16 protein-coding genes, 1 tRNA gene and 3 pseudogenes are annotated in these 20361 nt (G+C 64.3%); 13 read left to right on the forward strand and 7 right to left on the reverse strand.

The genetic code is table 11. The annotated features are described in order from the left end of the window. The first annotated feature begins 159 nt into the window (after positions 1–159). The 3 genes from secG (at position 160) to JN280_RS23280 (ending at position 3721) form a co-directional block, all read left to right on the forward strand. The gene (gene secG / locus JN280_RS23270; protein ID WP_202305729.1) at positions 160–564 is read left to right on the forward strand and encodes a preprotein translocase subunit SecG; all 405 of its coding nucleotides are present in this window, start codon (positions 160–162) and stop codon (positions 562–564) included. A 286-nt stretch (positions 565–850) separates the two neighbouring features. Then, complete coding sequence (locus tag JN280_RS23275) at positions 851–1942, forward strand: L,D-transpeptidase (RefSeq protein ID WP_202305730.1); 1092 nt, start codon at positions 851–853, stop codon at positions 1940–1942. A 150-nt stretch (positions 1943–2092) separates the two neighbouring features. Then, positions 2093–3721, forward strand: a complete 1629-nt coding sequence (locus JN280_RS23280; protein ID WP_202305731.1) for a CTP synthase — start codon at positions 2093–2095, stop codon at positions 3719–3721. Positions 3722–3881: 160 nt separating this feature from the next. Here the strand turns inward: JN280_RS23280 and JN280_RS23285 are convergent, their stop codons facing one another. Next, a complete protein-coding gene (locus JN280_RS23285; protein WP_202305733.1) occupies positions 3882–5231 on the reverse strand; it encodes a serine hydrolase in 1350 nt (449 codons plus the stop codon). Between the two features lie 901 nt (positions 5232–6132). Here JN280_RS23285 and JN280_RS23290 point away from each other — a divergent pair. After that, positions 6133–7227, forward strand: coding sequence for an AI-2E family transporter (locus JN280_RS23290; protein ID WP_202305735.1), 1095 nt, complete (start codon positions 6133–6135; stop codon positions 7225–7227). Positions 7228–7261: 34 nt separating this feature from the next. Here the strand turns inward: JN280_RS23290 and cax are convergent, their stop codons facing one another. Next, positions 7262–8347, reverse strand: a complete 1086-nt coding sequence (gene cax, locus JN280_RS23295; RefSeq protein ID WP_244741952.1) for a calcium/proton exchanger — start codon at positions 8345–8347, stop codon at positions 7262–7264. A 316-nt stretch (positions 8348–8663) separates the two neighbouring features. On the opposite strand from cax, the gene JN280_RS23300 reads away from it, so the two are divergent. The 4 genes from JN280_RS23300 to ppk2 are packed head-to-tail and all read left to right on the forward strand — an operon-like array spanning position 8664 to position 12922. Next, positions 8664–9104 carry a hypothetical protein gene (locus tag JN280_RS23300; RefSeq protein WP_202305736.1) on the forward strand — a complete coding sequence of 147 codons (441 nt, stop codon included), beginning with the start codon at positions 8664–8666 and terminating at the stop codon, positions 9102–9104. A 3-nt stretch (positions 9105–9107) separates the two neighbouring features. After that, positions 9108–10337 carry an HlyD family secretion protein gene (locus JN280_RS23305; RefSeq protein WP_202305737.1) on the forward strand — a complete coding sequence of 410 codons (1230 nt, stop codon included), beginning with the start codon at positions 9108–9110 and terminating at the stop codon, positions 10335–10337. Between the two features lie 17 nt (positions 10338–10354). Then, entirely contained in the window at positions 10355–12073 is a 1719-nt protein-coding gene (locus tag JN280_RS23310; protein ID WP_202305738.1) for a SulP family inorganic anion transporter, read from the forward strand. A gap of 15 nt (positions 12074–12088) precedes the next feature. Next, the gene (ppk2, locus tag JN280_RS23315; RefSeq protein WP_202305739.1) at positions 12089–12922 is read left to right on the forward strand and encodes a polyphosphate kinase 2; all 834 of its coding nucleotides are present in this window, start codon (positions 12089–12091) and stop codon (positions 12920–12922) included. Between the two features lie 53 nt (positions 12923–12975). Here the strand turns inward: ppk2 and JN280_RS23320 are convergent, their stop codons facing one another. Continuing rightward, entirely contained in the window at positions 12976–13854 is an 879-nt protein-coding gene (locus JN280_RS23320) for a LysR family transcriptional regulator (RefSeq protein WP_202305740.1), read from the reverse strand. An 85-nt stretch (positions 13855–13939) separates the two neighbouring features. On the opposite strand from JN280_RS23320, the gene JN280_RS23325 reads away from it, so the two are divergent. Next, positions 13940–14578, forward strand: a complete 639-nt coding sequence (locus tag JN280_RS23325) for a class I SAM-dependent methyltransferase (RefSeq protein ID WP_202305742.1) — start codon at positions 13940–13942, stop codon at positions 14576–14578. Positions 14579–14654: 76 nt separating this feature from the next. Here JN280_RS23325 and JN280_RS23330 read toward each other — a convergent pair whose 3' ends face one another. The 3 genes from JN280_RS23330 to JN280_RS23340 form a co-directional block, all read right to left on the reverse strand. Then, complete coding sequence (locus JN280_RS23330) at positions 14655–15290, reverse strand: VOC family protein (protein WP_202305743.1); 636 nt, start codon at positions 15288–15290, stop codon at positions 14655–14657. A gap of 193 nt (positions 15291–15483) precedes the next feature. Further along, entirely contained in the window at positions 15484–15798 is a 315-nt protein-coding gene (locus JN280_RS23335) for an antibiotic biosynthesis monooxygenase family protein (protein ID WP_202305744.1), read from the reverse strand. Positions 15799–15938: 140 nt separating this feature from the next. Continuing rightward, complete coding sequence (locus JN280_RS23340; protein WP_202305745.1) at positions 15939–16844, reverse strand: LysR family transcriptional regulator; 906 nt, start codon at positions 16842–16844, stop codon at positions 15939–15941. A 37-nt stretch (positions 16845–16881) separates the two neighbouring features. On the opposite strand from JN280_RS23340, the pseudogene JN280_RS40330 reads away from it, so the two are divergent. The 3 pseudogenes from JN280_RS40330 to JN280_RS23350 all read left to right on the forward strand — a co-directional run. Beyond that, a pseudogene (locus tag JN280_RS40330) lies at positions 16882–17769 on the forward strand (DUF3363 domain-containing protein); the annotation flags it as partial. Between the two features lie 101 nt (positions 17770–17870). Further along, positions 17871–18314, forward strand: a pseudogene (locus JN280_RS40335) (DUF3363 domain-containing protein); the annotation flags it as partial. Positions 18315–18562: 248 nt separating this feature from the next. Further along, positions 18563–19125 (forward strand): annotated as a pseudogene (locus JN280_RS23350) (TrbI/VirB10 family protein); the annotation flags it as partial. Positions 19126–19645: 520 nt separating this feature from the next. On the opposite strand, the gene JN280_RS23355 reads toward JN280_RS23350, so the two are convergent. After that, positions 19646–19736 (reverse strand) — tRNA-Ser (locus tag JN280_RS23355). Positions 19737–20155: 419 nt separating this feature from the next. On the opposite strand from JN280_RS23355, the gene JN280_RS23360 reads away from it, so the two are divergent. Then, positions 20156–20326, forward strand: coding sequence for a hypothetical protein (locus JN280_RS23360; RefSeq protein WP_202305753.1), 171 nt, complete (start codon positions 20156–20158; stop codon positions 20324–20326). The last annotated feature ends 35 nt before the right edge of the window (positions 20327–20361 follow it).

Consider the following 20361-nt stretch of genomic DNA (forward strand, 5'->3'; position numbering starts at 1 on the left):
GCCGGCTGGGCGGGGGTCTCCACGGGGGGCGATTGCAAATCGTCCCGGCGTTCCCATATTCCGGCTACGGGCTTGGAAATGCCGTGAAACCCGTGTAAGGAGCCGCCTCCTATACTGGGCCGGCTCGGCCCGCTTCTCGAGAATTTGCCGGATCGCTTGATGCAAACCGTCCTTATCGTCATTCATCTGATGGTCGTCGTCGCGCTCGTCGGCGTCGTGCTCCTGCAGCGTTCGGAGGGTGGCGGCCTCGGCATCGGTGGCGGTTCGGGGTTCATGACGGCGCGCGGCGCGGCCAATGCGCTCACCCGCACCACCGGCATCCTGGCGATCGCTTTCTTCGCGACGTCGCTCGGATTGTCGCTCTTTGCCCGCTACAGCGAGCGGCCGATCGACATCCTCGATCGCGTGCCGGAGCAGAGTGAGCAGGGCACTGGCGGTGGCCAGGGCGTGCTCGACCAGCTCGGAGGAGCCGATACACAAGCTCCGTCGGCCGGCGGCAATACAGTGACACCGCCGGCTGCCGGCGCGGCACCAGCGCAGCCCGGCGTGCCGAACAGCCAGTAAAGTTGCGGCTCAAAGATTAGCGACAATGCAAGTGCCCGCTTTACGGGCACTTTTGCTATGGTGCGGCAGTTGTGCCGGCGACTGTACCCGGAAACTGTTGTCAATCGGACACAGTTGGCGCAAATGGCGAATCGATTCAAGCATTTCGCCTGCCTTCGCTTGGTGGTCGCGCTTGAGTGGTTTTGCATTAATGGCTTATAAATTTCGTGAAGGCAGTTTGGCCGGGGCTTGGGAATCGGCCAGCCGCCGAGGCGGCATTCGCATCAACATTTTCGGGTAGCAGACCATGAAGCTTCGCAGCTTGGCATCGCTCGGCCTTGGGGCCGCGCTAGTTTTCGGCACATTCTCTTTGGCGTCGGCCGAAAGCGGCGGGCTCGACATGATGACGACGGCGGCCATGGCCGCCGAGAAGCCGAAGGCCGAGGACAGCGGCAGGAGCAAGGGAACTGCCAAGGCGAAGGACGCGGCCAAGGGCAAGAACGCCGCAAAGGCAAAAGATCCGAAGAAGGATACGAGCAAGGCCACTGCAAAGTCCAAGGACAAGAGGGGAGCGGCCGGGAAGCCGGAAGTGGCCAAGGCCGAGCCGGAGAACTTCTTCTCGACCATTTTCAAGCCGATGCGCAGGATCGAGCCGGAGCGGGCCCAGCCTCAGAAGACGCTGACGGCCAGGGAAAAGCGCGAGGCCGAGAGGGCGCTCGCCAATGCCGGGAGAGTAGAACCGAGGTCGGAAGTGCCGCAGCTCGCGGTGGTTACCACCGGCAACAACGGTGAGTTGCGCAGCGAGATGAAGCCCGAGAACCGCGACATCTTCTCGACGCTGTTCGGGGGCCAGCCGCGCCAGCAACTGCTGCCCGAGACGCGAGCGCTGGACGCGGCGCTCGCTGCCCGAGACGCGCGCAAGCAGTTCAAGGTGAAGTCGGACTTCGAGCCCCAGCAGGTCTCCTTGTCCGGCTACAAGCGCGGCACGATCGTTATCGACACTTCGACCCGCTATCTCTACCTGGTGGAAAGCGGCTCTTCCGCACGCCGCTACGCCATCGCCGTCGGTCGCGAAGGGCTCGAGTTCAAGGGCAGCGCGACTGTCGGCGACAAGCAGGAATGGCCGCGCTGGATCCCGACGCTCGACATGCAGAAGCGCGAGCCGAAGAAGTATGGCCAGTACAAGGACGGCATGCCCGGCGGTCCTGACAACCCGCTCGGCGCCCGCGCCATCTACCTCTATCAGGGCAAGAAGGATACCCACATCCGCATCCACGGCACCAACCAGCCGCAGACGATCGGGACCAATTCGTCGAACGGCTGCTTCCGCATGGTCAACGAGCACGTCAAGGACCTCTACAACCGCGTCAGGATGGGCACCGAAGTCATCGTCATGTAGTTGCCCGCAGATTTCAGCCACGAAGGCCGGCCTCGCGCCGGCCTTTCTGTCGTGTGGGGGCGGGGCGCGGCTCCGCCGGTTGCGGAAAACGACGGTGCGGATCGTTTTTCTCTGGCGGAATCAGAATCGGCGCGCTAAGCCCTGACTCCCATGGCGCGATATGTATTCATCACTGGCGGCGTGGTTTCCTCACTTGGAAAAGGCATCGCTGCGGCAGCCCTTGGGGCACTCCTGCAGGCACGCGGCTATCGCGTGCGTCTGCGAAAACTCGATCCCTATCTCAATGTCGACCCCGGGACGATGTCGCCTTACCAGCATGGCGAGGTGTTCGTGACGGACGACGGGGCCGAGACGGATCTCGACCTCGGCCACTATGAACGCTTCACGGGGCGCTCGGCCAACCAGAGCGACAACATCACGACCGGTCGCATCTACAAGAACATCATCGAACGCGAGCGCCGGGGCGACTATCTCGGCGCGACCGTCCAGGTCATTCCGCACGTCACGGACGAGATCAAGAACTTCGTCCTCGACGGAAACGACGACTATGATTTCGTACTCTGCGAGATCGGCGGCACGGTGGGCGACATCGAGGCGATGCCGTTCCTAGAGGCCATTCGCCAACTGGGCAACGACCTGCCGCGCAACAATGCGGTCTATGTGCATCTGACGCTGATGCCCTACATCCCGACCGCCGGCGAGCTGAAGACCAAGCCGACGCAGCATTCGGTCAAGGAACTGCGCGGCATCGGCATCGCACCCGACATATTGCTGGTGCGCGCCGACCGCCCGATTCCCAAGGAAGAGCGTCGCAAGCTGTCGCTGTTCTGCAACGTCCGCGAATCGGCCGTCATCCAGGCGCTCGACGTACCGCACATCTACGATGTGCCGATGGCCTACCACAAAGAAGGGCTGGACGGCGAAGTGCTCGCCGCCTTCGGCATCGATCCGGCGCCCAAGCCGCGCATGGAACACTGGCAGGAAGTCTCCTCGCGCATCCACAATCCGGAAGGCGAGGTGACGATCGCCGTTGTCGGCAAATATACCGGGCTGAAGGACGCCTACAAATCACTGATCGAGGCGCTTTCCCATGGCGGCATCGCCAACCGGGTCCGCGTCAGGCTCGAATGGATCGAAAGCGAGATCTTCGAGAAGGAGGACCCGGCGCCGTTCCTAGAGAAGGTGCACGGCATCCTGGTGCCCGGCGGCTTTGGCGAGCGCGGCTCGGAAGGCAAGATCCTTGCCGCCCGCTTCGCTCGCGAGCGCAAGGTGCCTTATTTCGGGATCTGCTTCGGCATGCAGATGGCGTGTATCGAGGCCGCCCGGTCGCTGGCCGGCATCGACGCCGCTTCGTCCACCGAATTCGGCCCGACCAGGGAGCCAGTCGTCGGTCTGATGACGGAATGGCTGAAGGGCAACATGTTGGAGAAGCGTCAGGCGGCGGGCGACCTCGGCGGCACCATGCGCCTCGGCGCCTATGACGCGAGACTCTCGGCCGGGTCGCGGATCGCGACGATCTACGGCGACACCCAGATATCGGAGCGCCACCGCCACCGCTACGAGGTCAATGTCGACTACAAGGACCGGCTCGAGGAATGCGGGCTGGTCTTCGCCGGCATGTCGCCCGACGGCGTTCTGCCGGAGACGGTGGAGTATCCCGACCACCCCTGGTTCGTCGGCGTGCAGTACCATCCGGAATTGAAGAGCCGACCCTTCGAGCCGCATCCGCTGTTTGCCAGCTTCATCGAGGCGGCGGTGGAGCAATCTCGGCTTGTGTGACGAGGCGCGCCTCGCTCGGATACCGATCCATGCATCGGCCCGAAGATCGCCCCGGATCTTCAGGCCGATGCTTTCCCTACATGATCGACCGTTGGGCCGCGCGACTGCGCGGTCATAGCCCGTTGGCGCGAAAGCCAGGCGGACGGATGGGCCGCACTTTTCAGTCGAGCCGGGACGCGGACAGGTGTTGACCGTTCTGGTGTAGCACCAGGCCGAAAGCTCGCCCCCCGGCTTCGGTTTCGAACGATATCTGGGCGTCCACCACCTTATAGAAGAACTCTTTCTCGCCCTGCGGGAATATCTCGGCCTCGACCTGCCCGGTGGCCTGCGCGAAGAGGCGATTATCCCGACGGGTAACGGTCAGGATGAAGTCAGGAGCGAGTTGATAGCGGCCGACATAGAAGTCGAACAGTTTCGGATCGACCTTGGCGACCTTGCGCGGCCGCTTCGGCTCTGCCAGCGGAAGGGCCGCGTCGAGCAGATGCAGGCCGATGTCGTCGAAGCCCGCCGGTGCGGCAGCATTGGCGAGCACGACGATGCCGGTGCGCGTTTTCGGGCGATAGCCGACAAAGGCCATATGGCCGCCCGTGCCTCCATTGTGCCAGATGATTTCGTCCCCGCCCTTCCTGCTGACCACCCAGCCAAGCGCCGTCTCGACGTCGCTCGCATCGATCGGTCGACGCGTGTCCGGCATGATGGCGAAGGCGGCGGCGAGCGGGGAATGACGAAATCCCAGCACCGCCTCCAGGAAGTTCAGGAGGTCGTCGGCGGTCGAGCGCAGGGCGCCGGCGCCCGGAAGGGTCGGCAGGTCCCAGTACGGGACAGGCTCCAGGGTCGCGTCATGCGCGACGGCGGCCCGGTCGCGCATGTCGGCCGATAGCGCCACTGCGGTACTGCGCATGTTGAGCGGCGAAGTGATACGCGCGCGGACCAGGCTCTCGTAGCTGGCGCCGGCGCCCATGGCCAACACGTGGCCGAGCAGGCCGTAGCCGAGATTGGAATATTCGTAGGCGGCGCCGATCTCACGGGTCAGTTCATACCGGGCCAGGAACTCATAGAGTTGCCCGACTGAATAGTCCGCGTAGGGGTTTGCAGGGTCGGCAGGGTCGAGGTTGTCGGGAAGGCGCGGCAGACCCGAGGTGTGGGTGGCGAGATCGACCAGGGTGATGGTCTTGCCGCTTCGCGCGGGCAAAATGGCCGCCGCAGGCAGATCGACAGCGGCCGCATCGGAAAGCGCCGCCTCGCGCCTTGCCAGCATGTCGGCAAGGAGAAGCGCGGTGAACACCTTGGTGACGGAGCCGACTTCGAACACGGTACCGCCGTCGACGGCGCGTGCGTCGTCGCGGCCGCGCCTGCCATGGGCAATGATGCGGCGGCCGGAGGGATAGATCATGCCGACGACGATGCCGACGCTCTGCGCCTGGCTGTCGACCCGGTCGGACAGGATCTTCCTGATCTCTTCGTCACGTAGTGCCTCGGGTGAGGGGTGAGCGGGAGTGCAGACGGCCATTGGGAGCAATCCTCCGAGGATGAAGCGGCGCATGTCGCCTCCATGAGACAGTCCGGATCAAGTCGCGGTTCGGGCAAGACCTGTTCTCATCCGGCGCGAGTCGGTTGAGCCGCCGACATCTGACGGTCGTTCGATTGCGTCAGCATTGCATTTCGGCGGGCACGGCCCGGGCTCGGGCAGTCCTCTTGTCGCCGCCCCGCATCCCACCGCATCATAGATCTCTTCCGAACTGATGAATCATGGGGGACCCGCGGCGAGCGCTCCTTCGACAGCCTCCTGATCCTGCGTTCAGGAGGGGCGAACAGTGGCCCGTGCCCGAGCGGGGCGGCGAAGGCACGGGCCGGCTCAGTTCCACGGGTCAGTCGAAGTCGTCGGGGCGAAAGTGAAGACTTCATTCGTCGCAGAGGCTGAGCCAATGTTGCGAGATCCGGGAATTGATATCGATTTGCCCCATCTCTCCGAAAAAATACACCGAGCCTATGGTCTTGCGGCCTACAGATCGCCGACGTCGGGTTCGCCTTTTCACTGTAAAGGCTTCTGACCGAGACTGTCACCCATCCGTTTGTAGGACGTCATCGACATTGCCGCCGACACGCTCGACCAATGTCTCCGATCGCCGGGGCAGGCGGGTCTTATGCCTCTTCCGAGCGTCGCGCCCGAGGCGCGGGCCGGGGAGCGGCGCGCCTCCGGAGCGTTCGCGGCCGATCGATCGATTTCAACAAGAACGAAAGCACCTATGACCCCGACCAAGACGGCGGGAAGTTTTCCTCAGCGCATCAAAATCGGGCGCATGGCAGCATCAGACGACGGGCTCGCAAGGAACTTTCTCACTTCCTCATGTCTGGACGCTTTTGTCATATGCTGGTTTCATCGAGCTACCGTTGTTGGAGACCAGACAAGAATGAGGCAAGCGAGCAAAGCCACGGCGGCCGGCGGTGGCATGCCGGCTTTGGAAGCGCGGGCGACCGACCTGGTAATTCGCCTGGCATTCCTGGGACTCTTCGCCTACTGGTCGATCGAGCTGGTGCGACCGTTCCTGCCGGTGGTGATCTGGGCGGTGCTGCTCGCGGTGGCACTCTATCCAGCATATGCATGGCTCGCCCGGCGCCTCGGAGGGCGGCAGAGCCTCGCGGCGGCTATCATCACCGGACTCGCGCTCCTCACCATTCTCGGGCCGGTCAGCATGCTCGCCGCGAGCCTCGTCGAAACGGTGCAGTGGCTCGCGGCCGGGCTGCAGGCGGGGACGCTCAGGGTGCCGCCACCGCCGGCCGGAGTGGCGGACTGGCCCGTGGTCGGAGAGCAGGCGCACGAGGCCTGGGCGCTCGCCTCGACCAGCCTCGACGACGCTCTCAAAAGGTACGGGACAGCGGTGCTTCCCGCCGGCGGGACGATTCTCGGCAAGATCGCTGCGATCGGCGGCGACATCCTGAAGTTTGTGGTTTCGGTGGTGATCATGGGCTTTCTCTTCCGGCCTGGGGCCCGGCTTGCGGAGGGCGCGCGGGCGTTCGCCGGCCGGCTGGTCGCCCCGCGCGGGGCCCATTTCGTGGACCTCGCCGGAGCCACCATCCGCAACGTCTCGCGCGGGGTCATCGGCGTAGCTCTGCTGCAGACGCTGATGGCAGGTATCGTTCTGGTGGTCGCCGGCGTTCCGGGTGCGGGTCTGCTCGCCTTCGGGATCCTGATATTCTGCATTGTCCAGATCGGCCCGGCGCCCGTCCTCGTGCCGACCATCATATGGGCGTGGACGGCGATGAGCGCGGGCGCGGCCCTGATCCTCACGCTCGTGCTGGTGCCGGTGATGCTGGTCGACAACGTGCTGAAGCCGATCCTCATCGCGCGCGGCCTGACCACACCGATACTGGTAATCCTGACCGGCGTGATCGGGGGGACCATCACATACGGCCTGGTGGGTCTCTTTCTCGGACCGATCGTGCTCGCCGTCTTCTACGAACTCGTCGTGGCCTGGGTTCGACTTGAGGACCCGGGAGCGTCGTGATCGGCCCAAGACCAGATCGTCGGCGTCCTCGGCACTATGCTGCGGGCGGAAGCAGGAAAAGGGTCAGCGCGAAGATCGCATAAACCATCAGGATCATGACTCCGGCGAACCAGGCGGACCGTCCCCCGTTTGCCATCAGCGTCGCCGTCATGGTCGCGATCAGCATCATCACGATGGCGCCCGGCCAGAATTGGAGGCTCATCGGCGCCGGCCCGATGACGTAGCTCAGGATCACAAGCAGCGGCGCCACAAAGAGCGCGATCTGTGCCGCGCTGCCGAGGGCAATGCCCACGCTGAGGTCGAGCCGGTCCTTGGCGGCCGCGGCGAAGGCGGTCGTCATCTCGGCGGCGCCGCCGACGAGGGCGACGACCACGAAGCCGACGAAGGCGGGCGTCATGCCCAGGGTCTCGGCCGCCATCTGCACTGACGCCACGAATATCTCGCTGACGAGCGCGACCAGCAGTGTCACCACGGCGAGGGTTACGAGTGCAACCGTTACGGGCCAGGGCGCCTCGCCGGCTTCACCATGGCCGATGCTTGCGAAGGCCTCCTTGTGGGTCTTCAGCGAAAAGACCATCCCGAGACCGTAGGCAAGGATCAGGAGCGCTGCCAGACCGAGGCTGAGCGGTTGGGCGACCGCCTCCCGGCCATCCACCTGGGCAACGAGGGAAGGTACGAGCAGGGCAACGGTGGCGAGGAACAGCAGAGCCGACTGAAAGCGGGCGCTTACGCGGTTGAACTGCTGCTCATGGTGCCTGAGGCCGCCGATCAGGAACGAGCCGCCGAACATGAAGAGGGTGTTGGTCACGATGGCTCCGGCGATCGAGGCTTTCACCAGCAGGTGCTGGCCGGCTTGAAGCGCCGTCAGGGCGATGACGAGTTCGGTCAGGTTGCCAAGCGTCGCGTTCAGCAGCCCCCCGACCGCATCCCCCGTGCGCTCAGCCACCGATTCCGTAGCGCGGCTGAGAAGGGCCGCCAACGGAATGATGGCGAGGACCGAGAGCAGGAACAGCAGGGTGTGCCGCTCCGGCCAGACTCGCTCGCCCGCGAAGACGATCGGAACGAACACCAAGAGCCAAAGCAATGGGGTGGCGCGAACCTCACCGAATATGCGTCTCACGTCCGGCTCCGTCCGATAAGCGCTGATGGCAACGATCCTGAGCAGGCAATGCGTATCACGTTCCACGTACCAGGTGTTGATTTGCGTCAAATCTCGCCCCGCCGAGGACAAAACAATCTGCTGCGTCAGAGATAACCCCCGCGCAGGTGCCACATTGTGAAAGCCGGGGAGCGCCGCGGCTGGTCGAGGCTGCTATCCGCGGTGCCCCTTTGACAAAGATCAATGCTTGGGCTCTTGATATCATTCAGACATGAACCATTCCGCGCCGGGCTGCACGGGACCGCGCCAAGGCGGTTCTTTGGAAGGGTGACGCCTGATGGAACACGAAGCAGCGATCAACCCCGCGGCGCCCCACCACCTGCCGTTCTTCATCGCGGCACCCGGGCAGACCGATGTGCTTTTCGTGGCGACGGGCATCGTGGTGCTGCTCGCCGTGGTCGGTATCGGCATCTTCTACTTCAAGCTCCATGCGCTTCCCGAGCAGATGGCGCATCGCGGCCAGAAGGTGCAGTTCGAGATCGTCGCGGTGCTGGCGCTCATCGCGCTCTTCACCCACAACCATGCGTTCTGGATCGCCGCGCTGCTGCTCGCCCTCGTCCCGCTGCCTGATTTCTCGACCCCGCTGAACTCGATGGCCCAGTCGCTGGGGCGGATGGCCGGGCGCCGCGAGCCTGACGTGCCTGCGCAAGCCGACGAACCCGCCGTTCCGGCGGCCGCAGCGGCCGAGCCACTGCCGCTCGAGCAGAAGAGGGCCTGAGCCATGCTGGAACTCACCCTCTGTTCGATACTGACGATCCTGCCGGACTTCCTCTACCGCCGTTTCGTGCAGGGCAAGCGGATCGGCCGCGAGATCACCTTGTTCTCCGTCTGGTATGAACTGCGCTGGGGGATCACCCTTTGCCTGATCCTGACCGTCAGCCTGATCACCACGATCTTCTATTTCCATCCCTCCACCAAGGCCGCCACCTCCATCTTCCGCACCGTCACCATCCTGCCGGAGACCAACGGCCGCGTGGCGGAAACCTTTGTCGAGATCAATCAGAAGGTGGCAAAGGACCAGCCCCTCTTCCGGCTGGACAGCACCGCGCAGGAGGCGGCCGTCGAGACCGCCAAGCGCCAGATCGCCGAGATCGACGCCACCATGGTCGTCGCCCGGTCGCAGCTCAAGGAAGCGGACGGCCGGATCGCCCAGGCGCGCGGGGTTCTGCGGCAGGCGCAGGACGAGTACGATACCCGCGCCGACCTGTTCCGGCGCAATCCCAACGCGATCCCCGAGCGCGAAGTCGAGCAGGCGCTGGTCAGGGTCGACACCCAGCAAGGCCTGGTGGACGCCGCCGAAGCCTCCCGGGAGGCCATCGTGTCGCAGATCGACTTCCAGCTCCCCGCCCAGAAGGCCAGCGCCGAGGCCGCGCTGCACCAGGCGCGGGTCGATCTCGAAAAGACCCTCGTCGTCGCCGGCACCGACGGCATCGTCCAGCAGTTCGCGCTCAGGCCGGGCGATGTCGTCAACCCGATGCTCCGGCCCGCCGGCATCCTGGTGCCCGAGCGCAAGGTCACGGGCCTCGTCGCCGGTTTCGGGCAGATCGAGGCGCAGGTGATAAGGCCCGGCATGGTCGGCGAGGTCGCCTGCATCGCCAAGCCCTGGACTATCGTCCCGATGGTGGTCACGGAGGTCCAGCACGTCATCGCCAGCGGCCAGATCCGTCCGACCGACCAGCTCGTCGACGTCGGGCAAATGGCGCGCCCCGGAACGATCACCGTCATCATGCAGCCGCTCTTTGCGGGCCAGCTCGACGACCTGCCCCAGGGCAGCAGCTGCATCGCCAACGCCTATACCAGCAACCATGACGCGCTGCAGGACCCCGACATCGGCGCCTTTCGTGCCTTCGTGCTCCACGCGATCGACGCCACCGGCGTGGTGCATGCGATGATCCTGCGGATGCAGGCGCTTCTCCTGCCGATCCAGACGCTGGTCCTGGGCGGGCACTGATCGGAGACCCGCAGATAATGGCCAACGACGGACAAGCGTGGCGGCTTCCGGTGCTGACGAGCCTCGAGGGCTACAGACCCGCCTGGCTCCGGAGCGACATTTCTGCGGGGCTCGCCATCGCGGCGGTGGGGTTGCCGAGCGCCATCGCCTACCCGGCGATTGCCGGGCTGCCGCCGGAAACCGGTCTCTATGCCAGTATCGCGCCGCTGGTGGCCTACGCGGTCTTCGGCCCGTCGCGACAACTCATCGTCGGACCGGACGCGGCGACCATGACGGTGCTGGCGGCGGTGCTGGCGACGATCTTTGCGACGCCGGCGGTGACGGCCGACCGCGTCGCCGTGGCCGCACTGCTGGCGCTCGCCGTCGGGGCACTCTGCCTCATCGCCCGGGTGCTGCGGCTGGGCGTGCTCGCGACCTTCCTTTCGCGACCGATCCTGACCGGCTTCTTCGCAGGCATCTCGCTCTCGATCATGATCGGCCAGATCGGCCGGCTTACCGGCGTGAAGATCGAGTCGGACGGGCTGCTGCGACCGATACTCGAGATCGTCGGCAAGGCCAGCCTCATCCATTGGCCCTCGCTTGCGCTCGGCGTGGCGATGTTCCTCGTGCTCCAGGCGGTCCAGCTTCGCAAGCTGCCGGTGCCCGGACCGGTCGTCGTCGTGGTGCTGGCGGTCGCGCTGTCTGCCCTGTTCGATTTCGAAGGACGCGGAATCGCGGTCGTCGGGGACATCCCAACCGACCTGCCACGGCTTGCCCTGCCGGCCTATTCCGGCGTCCCGCTCGATCTGATCGTGCTCGGTGCCGCCTCGATCTTCCTGGTCAGCTTCGGCGCGGGCATCGTGACGGCCCGAAGCTTCGGCGCTCGCGGCGGCTACGAGGTCGACCCTAACCGCGAACTGACAGGGTTCGGCGCAGCCAATGTCGCCGCTGGCTTCTTCGCCGCGTTTCCGGTCACCGCCTCCGATTCCCGGACTGCCGTCAACTCTACGGTCGGCGGGCGCAGCCAGATCGCAGCGATCGTCGCGGCGGCGGTGCTCGTGGCTGCGCTCCTGTTCCTGGGACCAGCCCTGCGCATCCTGCCCATGCCGGCGCTCGGCGCCATTCTGGTGGCGGCGGCCCTCAGCCTTATCGACGTCGAGGCGCTGCGCGAGATCTGGCGGATCAGCCGGATCGAGTTCCTGTTCGCTATGATCGCCCTGGCTGGCCCGCTCAGTCTGGGGGTCCTGCAGGGGATCGTGATCGCGGTCGGCGCAACCCTCGTCTACCTCCTCTACAAGTGGGCGAATCCCCGCGACGCGCTGCTTGGGCGCATTCCCGGCCGCGACGGCTTCTACAAGCTCCACCGCTCGCCTGAGGCGCGATCCGAGCCAGGCCTCGCGCTCGTCATGGTCCAGGGCAGCCTGCTGTTCTTCAACAGCGACAACGTCAAGGCGCGGCTGCGCGCCATTGCCTCCGAACTTCCGTCCGGAACCGAGTGGTTCGTGCTGGATGCGAGCGCGATCGCCCAGGTCGACAGCACCGGCGCCGCCATGCTGTCGGGCATCGCCGACGAGTTCGCCGCGCGTGGCCTCGCTCTCGGCCTCGCAGAGGTCCACAGCGAAGCGCTCGGGTTGCTCGAACGTGCCGGCGTGATCGACAGGATCGGCGCCGCGATGGTTTTCGACGACCTGGAAGACGCCTTGCGCGCGTTTCGGGCGCGGGAGCGCTTGCCCTCTGGTAGTATAGAACCGTCGTAGAAGAAACGTCCGGACATGGAGGAGACTTTGGCCAAGAAGAACAAGGATGCGGAAACTGGCGCCGAACTGACCAAGAAGGAGCGGAACCGCGCCTACGAGAAGGAAATCGCCCGCCTGCAGGTCGAGATCGCCCACCTGCAGGCCTGGGTGAAGGAGACAGGCGCGCGCATCGTCATTATCTTCGAGGGCCGCGACGCGGCCGGCAAGGGCGGAGTGATCAAGCGATTCGTCGAGCGGGTCAGTCCGCGGGTGTTCCGCGTGGTGGCGCTGCCCTCGCCGAGCGACCGCGAGAAGACCCAGATGTACTTCCAGCGGTACATGGCGCAACTTCCGGCGGCCGGCGAGGTGGTGATCTTCGACCGCTCCTGGTACAACCGCCCCGGCGTGGAGCGGGTGATGGGCTTTACCCCCCAGGACAAGATCACCCGGTTCCTCCAGGAGGTCCCGCACCTCGAGGGACTGATCGTCGAAGGCGGCATCATGCTCCTGAAGTACTTTCTCGACGTCAGCGAGGAGGAGCAGGAGCGGCGCTTCCGCCAGCGTATCGACGACCCTGTTCGCCAGTGGAAGCTGAGCCCGATGGACATCGAGAGCTACCGTCGCTGGTGGGACTACACTAGGGCCTACGACGAGATGATCCGCGCGACCGATTCGCCGCATGCACCTTGGTGGATCGTGGACTCCAACGACAAGAAGTCGGCGCGGATCAACTGCATCACCCACATCCTGAAGTCGATTCCCTACAAGCGGATCAAGTTCGACGAGCCGAAGCTTGGCAAGCGCCAGAAGCGCCCGGACGACTTCGTCGCGAACACGACCGCCCGCAACGTCGTGCCGAGCGTGTTCTGACCCCGCCCATCCGCCGGCCGAGTCGGGCGGTGTCGGCCGCCCGGCTCGTGATGCTAGATGCGCGCCAGTTCCTCGGCCAGAATTTTCTGGACGACGCGGATGCGGGGGCTGGGTTGCAGTTCCTGGTGGGTAACAAGCCAGATCGGCACGGGAACCGGCGTCATATCAGGCAGGAGCCTCACCACTCCAGGCGTCCGTTCCGCCACTTCGCGCAGCATCGCCGCCACGCCAATGCCCCGCCTGACCATTTCCCACACAGCAACCGAAGAATCCGAGACCAGCCTGAAATCGGCGGCTTCAACCGGAATGCCGATCTCGCGAAGGTAGCCGGAAAAGCGCACAGCGTCGTCGAATCCGATCAGTCCCGCCCTGGCCAGATCGGCCGGGCCTTCCGGCAAGCCGTTTCGGGCAACCCAGCCTTCGGACGCATAGAAGCACGCCAGCGTATCGCGGACATGGTGGCCGACCAGGCCGGACCGATCGGGCCGCACATGACGGATAGCGATGTCCGCTTCCCCGCGGTGCAGGTTGCTGAGCCCATTTGAGGCGACGATCGCGATCGTGATCTGCGGCGCTTCCGACCTGATGCGCTCGACGATCGGGGGAAGAATGTAGGCGGCGTAGGTATCGGTTGCGGAAATGCAGACCCGCCCGCTGATCTCCTGCACCCGACCGCTTGCGGCCAGGGCAACGGAGTCCGCGGCGTCACTCATGACGCGGACATGATCGAGCAGTTCCAGCCCGGTCTGCGTCAACACGAGCTTGCGGCCGCGCCTTTCAAACAGGGGCACGCCAAGATCGGCCTCGAGCGCCAGGACCTGCCGCGACAGCGTAGGTTGGGTCAAGCCGAGCTCGCGTGCCGCAGCCGACAGGGATCCGGCCGTGGCGGTCGCGTGGAATGCGCGAATGTGGTTCCAGTCGATGACTTTCATGCGTTTTCGTATATCATTGGTGCGATTTTCGGCAATTTTCTTCTTATGTGCATATGGTAAGCCGCTCAGCAAGGAGCATTTCACCATGAGCACAGCGAGCGACGCCCGTTTCTGGGACCGGTCTTCAGGAAAATACGCCAAGGCTGCGATCAAGGATCAGGCCGGATATGAACGCACGCTGGAGCGGACCCGCGCCTTCCTGGGACCGGATGACCGGGTGCTGGAACTGGGTTGCGGAACGGGCACGACGGCGCTCCGTCTTGCAGGCAGCGTGCAAAGCTATGTTGCGACGGATATTTCTGCCGGAATGATCGAGATAGCCGAAGAGAAAAACGCTTCCGGCGCTGTCGCCGGGCTTGCCTTCCGCGTTGCGACCGCAGAGGCGCTTGCGCATGAGGTGCACCGGTTCGATGCGGTTCTGGGCTTCAACTATCTCCATCTGGTGCGCGACGTGCCGGGCACGCTGCGCAGCATCCATGCACTGCTTGCGCCGGAAGGCCTGTTCATTTCCAAGACGCCGTGCCTCGGGGACATGAACCCGCTCATCCGGCTCGTCCTGTTGCCCGCGATGCGAGCGATCGGAAAGGCGCCTCATGTAAGCATCTTCCGGGCGACGGAACTGGATCAGCTCTTGCTTGACGCGGGCTTCGACATCCTCGCTGTTGAAAGCCACGCAACCGGGAGTAGCGACGGCCGGCCCTACATCGTCGCGCGCAGGAGATGACGTGGACGGCCGGGACTCTCGGTCGAAGCTCTGTCCGATAGCGAGAGGAAACCATCTCCGAACAGCCTCGCGATGGCTAATACAACTCTCGCAACCCGGCGGAGGTCTTGATCACGGCTCGGTAGCGATGCTGCTCCCCCTTCCGAATACGCGGCGGGTTTTGGAGGCCAAGCCGTTGATAGAGGGTTTTGACCGCAGTCGGATCCGGGTGCTCGATCACGAACTCGACAAGTGTCAGGTCGAGGTTCGTCATCGTCATGGCAGGATGTCCTCGCGCCCCCCAATCGATAACTGATGGTGCGACGCCGTCCATCGGCAATGATCCGTCAGAAGGCATCGAGAAGGACCAGATACGCCCCCCGCGCGACACTCGTATTTTCTGCCCAAGGATAGCTCCATGAGCAGAAAGGACTGTGTCGATGTTACTCGTCCGGACGACCCATCCTCGAAGACGATGCCCGGCATCCCACGCATGTTTGACAACGGCCGGATCGCTCAAGTCAAACCAACGAGCGCGTCCGGGACCTTCCGCAGCCGGATCAATGGCTATGACCTCCAGGAACACATCATCGCCCAAGCGCACGAGCAGATTATGGGTTCCCATCTCTGGATGGTTGCCTCCGAACGGCATGTCTACACCAAGCAGATTGCGGACATGCTCAGCGCCTGCTTCCAGGGTGGGGGCAATGATTGTCAGGTGGTCGAGTTGCAATGGAGACTCCCTTTCGTGCGGCTTGCGAGCTTTCGCGGCATGCAGGGCAGCAGCTTGAGCATGCCCTGTCCGATGGCTCGATGGATCGCATCATCTCGCGCATCGTCAGCCAGACGACGGTGACAGTCGATCAAGCCTGAAGCGGTGATTGGCCGACGGATACCCGAAGCACTCGATGCGTGAGGCGAGAGCGTCATTTCTCGCCGACCTTACTTTCCCATGCGCGGGCATGAAGAACGTTGCATATTTGATAGTTGAAGCTGCTGAAGAACTTCGTGAAGCCAAGCCTTTTGGCTTCGATGTGCTCGGGATGGCTTTTCCATTCGCGAAGCGCCTCCTCGGATTCGAACTCCACGATGGTCACTCTTTCACCGTCCTCCCCGACAAACCCTTTGTGAGACACGTAGCCGGGAACGGTGCGCGCCAGTTCACCCATGCGCTTTGCCATCACGCCGTATTCTTCTTGAGCCTGCGCGTTGAGACGGGATCGAAAGACTGCGACGATCATGGAACATTAGCCTCTGCAAACGAAGTGAAAGCGCGGGCTCGCGTCGTCGCGATCTAGACCGCCTCCCTGCGCAACAAGCGCACTATTGGGGGGCAGAAAGGCATCAATCAAATGCATATTGCAGATTATGATTATGTTCTTCAATTATGATCGAGCTTGGCCTTCATCTCCTTCGCCAGCAGCTCGATCGCTGGGTCGAAGCGACCAGGAACCGCGTTCCGGATCAATGTCACCGTCGCGGATACTTGGAAGTCCGCCACGTTGAGGGCCTGCAGGTGGGTCCGGTATGGGCTTCGTTCAAATTGCCGGTATGGCACGAGCCCCAGCCCGCCACCGTGGGCAAGGAGCGACAGCTGGAGGTCTTCGCCGAAGACTTCAGCCGCTACCTGAATGAGGAGGTTGTGCCTGTCAAACGCCCGCTCCAGCGCGGCACGGCAGCCGCATCCGCGGGGATTGAGGAACCAGCCCTCTTCCGACAAATCACGCAGCCGCCAGGGGCTGCCGTCTCGCCTGTTCGAGGTTCTCGAAGAAGAGACGACGACCACCAGCTCGCTCCCCAGGGAAACGCGCAACAGGCTGGTTGGCACCGTATGTGCGTCCGTCAACAATCCAACGGCGCAATCGATCGCGCCGCCGCGGACTTCCTCGATCAAACCGACGCTCCAGTTTGAGCTGACCTGCATCCGAATCAGGGAGAACGATCGCCGCACGGCATCGAGCGGAGACGTCAGAACCATTTCGGCCAACCCGTGAGCCACGCCCACCCTCAGTTCGCCGGCAGGATTGGTGGCGCTTGTCGCGCACGCCTCCAGCTCCGCGACAGCGACGAGAACACGCCGACAATATTCGAGCACGTGGTTCCCATACGCTGTCAGAATCGCTGGCTTCACCGAGCGATCGAATAAAGGGTCTCCGCCGAGGGCGGCCTCAAAATTCTGAATACGTCGCGTTGTTGCTGGCTGCGTCAGATTGAGGCGGACCGCAGCACGATTGACCGAACCCGTCTCTGCCACCGCAACAAACGCTTGAATATCCTGAATGTTCATGAATGAAGAGCATAAACTGGCAATGTTTATGCGGCAAATGCATTATGGCGTTGCCTTCGTCGAGCGCGGCGTGGACGATCGCCACCAGTTCCGCTTCATCGTCTCGCCCGAGGACGGCGCGGACCTGTCCGACCTCACCGCCTATACACGCGACCTCATGGCCCAGGTGGAAACCGATCTCGGCACGAAGCTCGATTGGGTTGCGGTCAATCACCACAACACCGGCCATCCGCATGTCCATGTCATCGTGCGCGGCGTGGACGAGCTGGGCCAGAACCTCGTCATCAACGGCGACTATCTCGCCAACGGCATCCGCGAGCGGGCGAGCGATCTGGCGACGCTTGAACTCGGCCCCGTCACCGAGATCGAGCAGAGCCGCAAGCTCTCGGCCGAGATCGGTCAGGACCGCTACACGCACATCGACCGCGCCATGACCGGGGAAGCCGAGGACCGCTTCCTCGACCTGCGCCATGAGCTGGCCGATCATCGTCGCCAGTTCGACCGGACGCTTCGCCCGCGCCGTCTCGCCAAGCTGGAGAAGATGGGGCTCGCCACCGAGCACGCGCCAGGCGTCTGGGAACTCAGCGAGCGGATGGAACCGGCGCTGCGCGAGCTGGGCGAGCGCGGCGACATCATCCGAAACATGCACAAGGCGCTGAAGGCCGACGGCACGGAGCGCGATCCGATGACCTTCCAGATTCACGATGCCGCGCCCGAAGTCCCGATCACCGGCCGCGTCGTCGACAAATATCTGACCGACGAGCTGGGCGAGAACCTGACCGTCGTGGTCGACGGCATCGACGGGCGCACTCATTATGTCGCCGGCCTCGACCCGGCCCGCGTCGAGGATGCGCGGATCGGCAGCGTCGTCGAGATCGGCCCGGCCGAGAACGCGAGCCGCCCGTCCGACCGCACCATCGCGGGCATCGCCGAGGGCGGCGTCTATCGACCGAGCCGCCATCTTGAACAGGCAAAGTTCGAGGGCCGCGTTCCGGCGGCGACTATGAAGGCTATGTCGATGCGCATGTGCGCCGGCTCGAAGCCTTGCGCCGCGCCGGGATCGTCGAGCGGATCGACGCCGACCAATGGCGCATCCCCAAGGACTTCGAGAACCGCGCCGCTGCGTATGATGCCGGTCGCAACCGGCAGGCCAATATCCGCATCCTATCGGTCGCCCGGCTCGAGCAGCAGATCGGCGCGGACGGCGCGACCTGGCTCGACCGGCGGCTCATGTCAGCGGAAACGTCCGACCTTGCGCCGACCGGATTCGGCCAGCAGGTGCGCGACGCGATCGACCGCCGCCGTGCGCATCATATCGACCGGGGTGACGCTACGCCCGGCCCCAACGGCGGGACGTTCTATCGGCGCAATCTTCTCGCTAAGCTGCGCGCGCGGGAGATCGAACGCACCGGCGGCGAGCTGGCCGCGAGCAAGGGCCTGCCGTTTCGCGCCGCCGCCGATGGCGAGACCGCGCCGTTCTCCATCTCGCTCCAAGGGTTCGGCACCGCCCTAGACCGCGTGGCGACACTCGCACGCTGAAGGCGATCGAATCCTTGGAGAGCGAACCCCACCCCTACGCCTCCCAGGAAAGGCTCCCGCGATCCTGCTTCGGTAAAAGTTGCTGGAGCCTTTCGCTCGCGCGGTTCGGGTGAGCGACGATGCGGCGTCTCAACAAACTCTCGGAGACCGGGCAGGCACCCGCGCCAGTCGGAACCAATGGAACCGCCATTCCGGGCCTTCCCGGGTTTGATCTCGGTGGGCCGCAGGCCCAACCCACGGCGCAGGACAGGCAGCTCGCCTTCCTCAACGCCGCGACCGACCGGCGCACAGTCACGCCCGATCGCGTCACGCCGCCGGCATCGCCCTTCGTGCTTCAGGCCGGGGCGGTCATATCGGCCGCGCTCATCACCGGCATCCGTTCCGACTTTCCGGCCAGATCACCGCGCAGGTCACGGAACATATCTACGACAGCCCCACGGGGCGCATTCTGCTCGTGCCGCAGGGCACACGTATCATCGGCCAGTACGACAACAACGTGCAGTTCGGGCAGCGCCGTGTCCTGCTCGTCTGGAACAGGCTCATTCTGCCCAACGGCCGCTCCATCGTGCTCGAACGCCAGCCCGGCACCGACACGCAGGGCTATGCCGGGCTTGAAGATGGCGTCGACTATCACTGGTGGGATCTCGCCAAGGCCGCCGGCCTCTCGACGCTCCTCTCCGTAGGGGCCGAACTCGCCGTCGACGATCAGGACCGGCTGTTGCGCGCCATCCGCAACGGCGGCCATCGAGGACCGCTTGCTCGATCCCGACCGGCTGGAGAAGCTGCTTGGGACCGTCCTCGGCCGCCGTGAGGATCAGGCCGACCGACGCCGGCAGCACATCGCCGAACTGGAGCGGCGGGCGGTCGAATCGGACATGCGCCTCAAGCGCCTCTACGACGCCATAGAGGCCGGCGTTGCCGATCTCGACGACCCGGCGCTCAAGGAGCGCATCGCCAGCCTCAAGGTCATCCGCGATCAGGCGCGAGCCGATGCCGACCGGGCACAGGCGCTGCTCGACAGTCCCGGCCATAGCGCCATCACCCCGACGATGATCCTGGGCTTTGCCCGCCGTGCCCGCGAGCGCATCCGGGGCAGCGAAGGGGGCTATCGGCGGGATCATCTGCGCGCCTTGGCGCAACGTGTCGAAGTCGCGGACGACGCGATCCGCATCATGGGATCGAAGACGGAACTGCTAAGGACGCTTGCTGCTGGCCAAGTGCGGCAGTCGGCGGCCGCTGGCGTGCCCAGAAGCGGACTGAAGTGGCGGAGGGAGTGGGATTCGAACCCACGGTGGGGTCGCCCCCCACGCCGGTTTTCAAGACCGGTGCCTTAAACCGCTCGGCCATCCCTCCAAGGTGTCATCCGCGTGCTGCATGGACACGAAGCAAAGTCGGCTCGATGTCCGTCTGCCTTCGAGGCACCTCGTGGCCTCGGCTTTAGCGCCCGCCCGATTGCTTCGTCAACCGTCGGCGTCGGTCCGTCGCGCAATCTGTCTGCAATCCGAGCGGTGAAGGGCGAATCGCGCCGGGACGCATGGGGCTTTGGGCGCAGTGCCTTATGCAACTAACAGGCTGCTTTGGTCGCCGCGTTGCATGTCGTTTTTGGAGATTTTTGATGAATCGAATGAAATATGCCGGCCCCAAGACGTAGGATCGAAGCAAAAACCATGCTCTTCAGAGGCGATAGAGCAGATAGTGCATGGACAGAAGGACATGACAGTCATACGTTATTTTCAAGGGGAAAGGCAGGCGATTCATCGAAAGGATGAACATTGGACGCTATTTTCCTGTCGAACCAGATCCAGGGCATTGTCGAAAGGGAACTCGGCAATTGCGAAAGGGCAATCAAGCAAGGCAATACCAAGCGTGCCTTGTCCGACCTCGAGGAGATCAAGAAAAAGCTCCTGACCTTGTCTGCCCATATGCGCATGACCGCGAAGTAGTCAGCCCGGGTTTCACGCCTGGATTCGGGCGAGCC

The sequence above is a fragment of the Mesorhizobium sp. L-8-10 genome, from assembly GCF_016756635.1.
In the GTDB taxonomy this organism is placed as follows: Bacteria; Pseudomonadota; Alphaproteobacteria; order Rhizobiales; family Rhizobiaceae.

Excerpts from the sequence above, each read along its gene's own strand:
- secG (WP_202305729.1), top strand. The coding sequence starts at position 160 with ATGCAAACCGTCCTTATCGTCATTCATCTGATGGTCGTCGTCGCGCTC.
- JN280_RS23275 (WP_202305730.1), top strand. The coding sequence starts at position 851 with ATGAAGCTTCGCAGCTTGGCATCGCTCGGCCTTGGGGCCGCGCTAGTT.
- JN280_RS23280 (WP_202305731.1), top strand. The coding sequence starts at position 2,093 with ATGGCGCGATATGTATTCATCACTGGCGGCGTGGTTTCCTCACTTGGA.
- JN280_RS23285 (WP_202305733.1), bottom strand. The coding sequence starts at position 5,231 with ATGGCCGTCTGCACTCCCGCTCACCCCTCACCCGAGGCACTACGTGAC.
- JN280_RS23290 (WP_202305735.1), top strand. The coding sequence starts at position 6,133 with ATGAGGCAAGCGAGCAAAGCCACGGCGGCCGGCGGTGGCATGCCGGCT.
- JN280_RS23300 (WP_202305736.1), top strand. The coding sequence starts at position 8,664 with ATGGAACACGAAGCAGCGATCAACCCCGCGGCGCCCCACCACCTGCCG.
- JN280_RS23305 (WP_202305737.1), top strand. The coding sequence starts at position 9,108 with ATGCTGGAACTCACCCTCTGTTCGATACTGACGATCCTGCCGGACTTC.
- JN280_RS23310 (WP_202305738.1), top strand. The coding sequence starts at position 10,355 with ATGGCCAACGACGGACAAGCGTGGCGGCTTCCGGTGCTGACGAGCCTC.
- ppk2 (WP_202305739.1), top strand. The coding sequence starts at position 12,089 with ATGGAGGAGACTTTGGCCAAGAAGAACAAGGATGCGGAAACTGGCGCC.
- JN280_RS23320 (WP_202305740.1), bottom strand. The coding sequence starts at position 13,854 with ATGAAAGTCATCGACTGGAACCACATTCGCGCATTCCACGCGACCGCC.
- JN280_RS23325 (WP_202305742.1), top strand. The coding sequence starts at position 13,940 with ATGAGCACAGCGAGCGACGCCCGTTTCTGGGACCGGTCTTCAGGAAAA.
- JN280_RS23335 (WP_202305744.1), bottom strand. The coding sequence starts at position 15,798 with ATGATCGTCGCAGTCTTTCGATCCCGTCTCAACGCGCAGGCTCAAGAA.
- JN280_RS23340 (WP_202305745.1), bottom strand. The coding sequence starts at position 16,844 with ATGAACATTCAGGATATTCAAGCGTTTGTTGCGGTGGCAGAGACGGGT.